The organism is bacterium, from assembly GCA_024228115.1.
In the GTDB taxonomy this organism is placed as follows: domain Bacteria; phylum Myxococcota_A; class UBA9160; order UBA9160; family UBA6930.
On record JAAETT010000401.1, the window covers coordinates 1 to 4360 of the forward strand.

The following is a 4360-nucleotide window of genomic DNA, read 5'->3' on the forward strand; positions in this document are numbered from 1 at the left end:
GGAGACCGTATTACACGAGGTCGTCCGCGAGCAGCTCGAGAGCTTCCTGGCAAGCGCCCGCGAAGGCGATCACCCCGCGCCCCGCTTCATCGAGCAGGAGCTGCGCGCGTACCTCCGGTGCGGGATCCTCGCTCACGGCTTTCTGAGGCTCCACTGCGACGCCTGCGGCCACGATCGCCTCGTGCCCTTCTCGTGTAGACGGCGCGGTTTCTGCCCGTCATGCGGCGGCCGCCGCATGGCGGACACCGCCGCACATCTCGTCGATTGCGTCCTTCCGGAAGTACCGATCCGCCAGTGGGTGCTCACGTTGCCCTACGCGCTCCGCTACCGCTGCGCCTACGAGGCTGCACTCACCAGCGAGGTCCTGCGTGCCTTTCTCCGTGCGCTCTTCACTGCGCTTCGCCGGCGCGCAAAGAGGCAGTGGGGCATACCGCGAAGCCAGTGCGGCTCTGTCACCTTCGTCCAACGTTTCGGCTCGGCCCTGAACCTCAACCTCCACTTCCACACCCTTGCGCTCGATGGCGTCTACACCCGCGACGAGAGCAACACGACCCGTTTCCTTCCCCTCCCCCCGCCGAGCCCGGACGAGGTGGCGCGCGTACTGGCCGGGACGGCGCGCCGCATCACGAGGCTCGTCGCGCTGCGAACCGAAGACGACGACGACGCCCTCGCCCGCGACGAGCCCCTGCTCGCCGTGCTGGCGGCTGCATCGCTGCGCTCTCGCGTGGCGATGGGCCCCGGCGCGGGAGGGCGATGGCGGCGGCTGCGCGACCGCATTGAGCCCGACAGCGACGAGCACGACCCCGAGGCGTCCTCACAGGTCCCGCGGCACCGCGGGATGAGCCTCCATGCGATCGTCGCCGTCCCCGCACGCGACCGACGCCGGCTCGAGCGGCTCTGCCGCTATGTCGCCCGCCCACCCCTCGCACACGATCGCCTCGAAGGGAGGCCCGAGGGACGGCTCGCCCTGCGACTCAAGACCCCCTGGAGAGACGGGACGACGCACATCCTGATGGAGCGCCACGAGCTGCTGGAGCGGCTGGTCCCGCTCATCCCACCGCCTTGAGCCCATCAGGTGCGCTACCACGGCGTGCTGGCACCCTGCGCAAGCGGCCGCGATCGCGTAGTGCCCGGGCCGCGGCCCCCTTTGGCCACGGCCCAGGCACAAGCGCCGCTGTCCGACGAGCGCCAGGGTCTGCCCCATGGACGACCGGGGCATCCGAACCAGGGACCCCCCACCCGCGAAGACCCGGCCCCGCGATGCGGTGCCGACCGCACCTCCGATCCCCTGGCCCGCGCTGAACCCGCTCGCGGGGACCCGGGTGCAGTGGACCCACCCCACTCGGGTAAAAAAATGCTGCACCTGCGCGCCCCGTTCCGCGGTGAACTGCCTGGGCCGAAATCCGAAGACCGGCGACCGATTTCGTCATCACCTACACGAAACCGTCCTGCAGCGCGGCATCCGGAAGGCCGCCTTGCGCGCCGGCCTCGCCAAGCGCGCGACCTGCCACACCCTGCGCCACTCCTTCGCGACCCACCTGCTGGAGGACGGCGTCGACCTTCGAAGCGTCCAGCGCCTCCTCGGCCACCGCGACGTCCGCACCACCATGATCTACACGCACTTGCTGGAACGCGGCCCCTCGGCCTGCAGAGTCCGGCCGACCGGCTCTAGACCCCGCCGGAGAGCCTCGCCGCCTCTCCGCATCAGCGCACGGCGGCTCCCAGAGAAACTCAGGGAAGTCCGGTACATAGCCCGACTCTCCCCAGCCAAAGGCGGCAATAGGATGCAGCCCCGCGGCCATATCGACCATTCTGCGGATTAGGCTGCATCGCCTCGCAGCATTTCAGAACTCCCAGCCCTGCAGTCACGCGAAAGCGCAGCGGATCCGAACCCATAGCTCGGGAATGGGCTGCAGGGCTATGCTCTGCTGAGGGTCCCGTGGTGGGATCCAATAGTAGTTGGACGGCAGTCGTGCCGAAGGAGTACCACTGCTTAGTTCGCTCGCGCATCGGGCACCTGATGCCAGCTCGCACGGACTGATGGTGGGAAGTTACCGACGACACGGACGTAGAGGCCCTAGCGAAGCAAGTCACGGAAGCCTGGGAGAAATTCGGGAAGCCTTGGCTTGAAGTCATTTCGAGCTACTCCGGAGCAAGAACCGAACTCCTTTCACAAAAGGGTTACTTTGCCGCAGCGGTATCGATCGTCATGAACGAACGAGAAAAGGCCGAGTCGCTGATGCCGGATGCGCTGCGCCAGCAACCTCTCGCCGCCGACCGAATCAAGGAGTGGGCCACCTCTCACCGACTGGCCGTGCCCAGCGCCGGATAACCAGGCGTTGAACCGGACTGTCAACAGCTCGGTTCAATTGACCTTGGGTGCCGTCTGGCGGCATAATGGGTCGGTAGGGTCGGGCCCGGTCAGCGCTGTTGCCAGCCGGTTGACGCCGATCCGTTATGCCGCGCGCGTAACTACGAGCCAGTCGCTCGCCACTTCATCGAAGGCTTCTTTTTGGCCCGGGCGCAGTCTCTCAGGAACAGGTTGATCAACGTCTGATACGGAATCCCAGTGTCTTCCGCGAGGTCCTTGAAGTACGCGAGCGTTCCCTCGTCGAGCCGAATCGTCACCTGCTTCTTCAGCCGCTTGGCATACGGGTTTCGCTTCCCCTTCGAAAAATCGTAATTGTCCTTCATTTCTCCCACCTCGATCGGTAGTCCCCGCGCTCCGACTTGTTTGCTCGGCGCGCGGAAATGATCCGAATGACGCTGTCTTCCTCTCGGTAGCAGTGACAGACCACGAGGGTCTTCGCAGCTGCGCTCATCCCGAGGATTACGAAGCGGTCTTCCGGCTCGTCAGGGTCCTCGTCCTCGACCAGAACCGCCCAGTCGTCGTAGAAGACGGTTTGAGCTTCCTCGAACGTGATTCGGTGCTTCCGCTTGTTCTCCCGATTCTTTCGCTCGTCCCAGTCGAAGCGAATCTCGTCCATTGTTGGAGTATACCTACAACGTAACTACACGCCAGGCGCGGCATAACCAGGCGTTGAACCGGACTGTCAACAGCTCGGGTCAATTGACCTTGGGAGCCATCTGGCGGCATACTCCTGAGGCAGGGTCGGGTCCGGTCAGCGCTGTTGCCAGCCGGTTAACGCCGATCCGTTGGGCGGACGGGGTCACGTGACCAAATCGCACGCGATAGCAATCGTCCTCGGAGTTCTACTGCTGGGAACCAACGGATGGTGGCTCTACAACTCTATAGACGCGGGGATCTCTTACACCTACCAGCAAGTGTCCCTCGACGACTGCCAAGAGGCGCTATCTCAGACAGTCGCGATCCTCCCCGTGGTAGCTAGCCCCGACGCTACTCGCGAAGAAGTTATCAGAGCAGCGCAGAAGCCGATCGAAGGCGAGCCGTTCGAGAAGGAAGGCTTCACGGTCGTCGGACAACTCGGGCTCAAGTTCGACGAGCACGGCCGTCTAATCGAAATTGGCCCGTACTAGCCTCGCCCGCCGCCCAACATCTCGTTGAAGCGACCGGGCCACCGCTGGCCGCTACGAGCCGTGGTAGACTGGGGTTTCACTCTGGTGGCTTAGCGAGCCTCGGGGCCGGCCCGGCAGCTGAGCCGCCTGTCCGTTGGGCGGCGGAACGAACCAAGTGCGCACACTGATCGGAATCGCATGCGCTGCCGCCGCCTGCCTGTTCGTGCTCTACTACTACGCCTGGGAGCACACAATCTTCGATTCTGAGTTCGAGTCGTACGAGAGTGCAGAAGCGTCCGGAGCGGTAGCGGGTGGCTGGGTCCCTGAGTTTCTGCCCCGCAGCGCCACGACGATCATTGAGCGCCACGATCTAGATACGAACGAACGATGCCTCACGGCGAGGGTGCCGGAACCCGATCTCCACTCTCTTGAAATTCGTTTGCTCGACAGCGGGTATGTCTCGGCCTCCACTTCCCCTCCTGCACCGCATCGATTGTCACCCTTCACCACATGCCCGTTCGAACTCTCTGATCTAGGTGTTGAAGCCCTGCTATTCCGCAAGCCAACCCCCGGCTCAATCGAGGTTGAGTACGTCGCGCTTCTCCGAGGTGAGCGCCGCCTGTTCTATTGGAGCGCGTTCCGCTGAGGCTCGCCGCCCAACACCTATCAGGCCCCCGGTTGTCAACACCTATCAGGCCCCCGGTTGTCAACAGGCAATGACGTCCCCTGACGCCCGCCCTCCTGGAGCAGCGTTGTTTCTTGGGCGCGTCGTTCCTCCCTCGTCTCCGACTTTCGTTTCTCTCTTCGGGTTCCAGGCTCTGGAGCCTGCACCAAACACCTATTGGGGATCTTGTTCGGAGCCTTGCTTCGGCTCCGTGTCCCA

Annotated in this window: 6 protein-coding genes; 4 read left to right on the forward strand and 2 right to left on the reverse strand. The window is 64.3% G+C overall.

The genetic code is table 11. The features are described 5' to 3' along the window. Together GY937_17500 and GY937_17505 are read left to right on the forward strand one after the other, a co-directional pair. The coding region (locus GY937_17500; protein MCP5058501.1) for a transposase at positions 1 to 1066 on the forward strand (1066 nt) is incomplete at its 5' end. A gap of 136 nt (positions 1067 to 1202) precedes the next feature. Beyond that, positions 1203 to 1823 carry a tyrosine-type recombinase/integrase gene (locus GY937_17505; GenBank protein MCP5058502.1) on the forward strand — a complete coding sequence of 207 codons (621 nt, stop codon included), beginning with the start codon at positions 1203 to 1205 and terminating at the stop codon, positions 1821 to 1823. 649 nt (positions 1824 to 2472) lie between these two features. Here GY937_17505 and GY937_17510 read toward each other — a convergent pair. Together GY937_17510 and GY937_17515 are read right to left on the reverse strand one after the other, a co-directional pair. Next, complete coding sequence (locus tag GY937_17510; protein MCP5058503.1) at positions 2473 to 2694, reverse strand: BrnA antitoxin family protein; 222 nt, start codon at positions 2692 to 2694, stop codon at positions 2473 to 2475. Continuing rightward, positions 2691 to 2987, reverse strand: coding sequence for a BrnT family toxin (locus GY937_17515; protein MCP5058504.1), 297 nt, complete (start codon positions 2985 to 2987; stop codon positions 2691 to 2693). Before GY937_17515 ends, GY937_17510 begins: the two co-directional genes overlap by 4 nt. A gap of 187 nt (positions 2988 to 3174) precedes the next feature. Here GY937_17515 and GY937_17520 point away from each other — a divergent pair, with 187 nt between their 5' ends. Continuing rightward, positions 3175 to 3498: a hypothetical protein gene (locus tag GY937_17520; protein MCP5058505.1), complete on the forward strand. Its 324-nt coding sequence runs from the start codon at positions 3175 to 3177 to the stop codon at positions 3496 to 3498. 154 nt (positions 3499 to 3652) lie between these two features. Next, positions 3653 to 4123 (forward strand): hypothetical protein, encoded by a 471-nt coding sequence (locus GY937_17525; protein ID MCP5058506.1) that lies wholly within the window; start codon positions 3653 to 3655, stop codon positions 4121 to 4123. The last annotated feature ends 237 nt before the right edge of the window (positions 4124 to 4360 follow it).

Bases quoted from the DNA above. Each gene is read 5' to 3' on its own strand.
- GY937_17505 (MCP5058502.1), top strand. From the start codon at position 1,203: ATGGACGACCGGGGCATCCGAACCAGGGACCCCCCACCCGCGAAGACC.
- GY937_17510 (MCP5058503.1), bottom strand. From the start codon at position 2,694: ATGAAGGACAATTACGATTTTTCGAAGGGGAAGCGAAACCCGTATGCC.
- GY937_17515 (MCP5058504.1), bottom strand. From the start codon at position 2,987: ATGGACGAGATTCGCTTCGACTGGGACGAGCGAAAGAATCGGGAGAAC.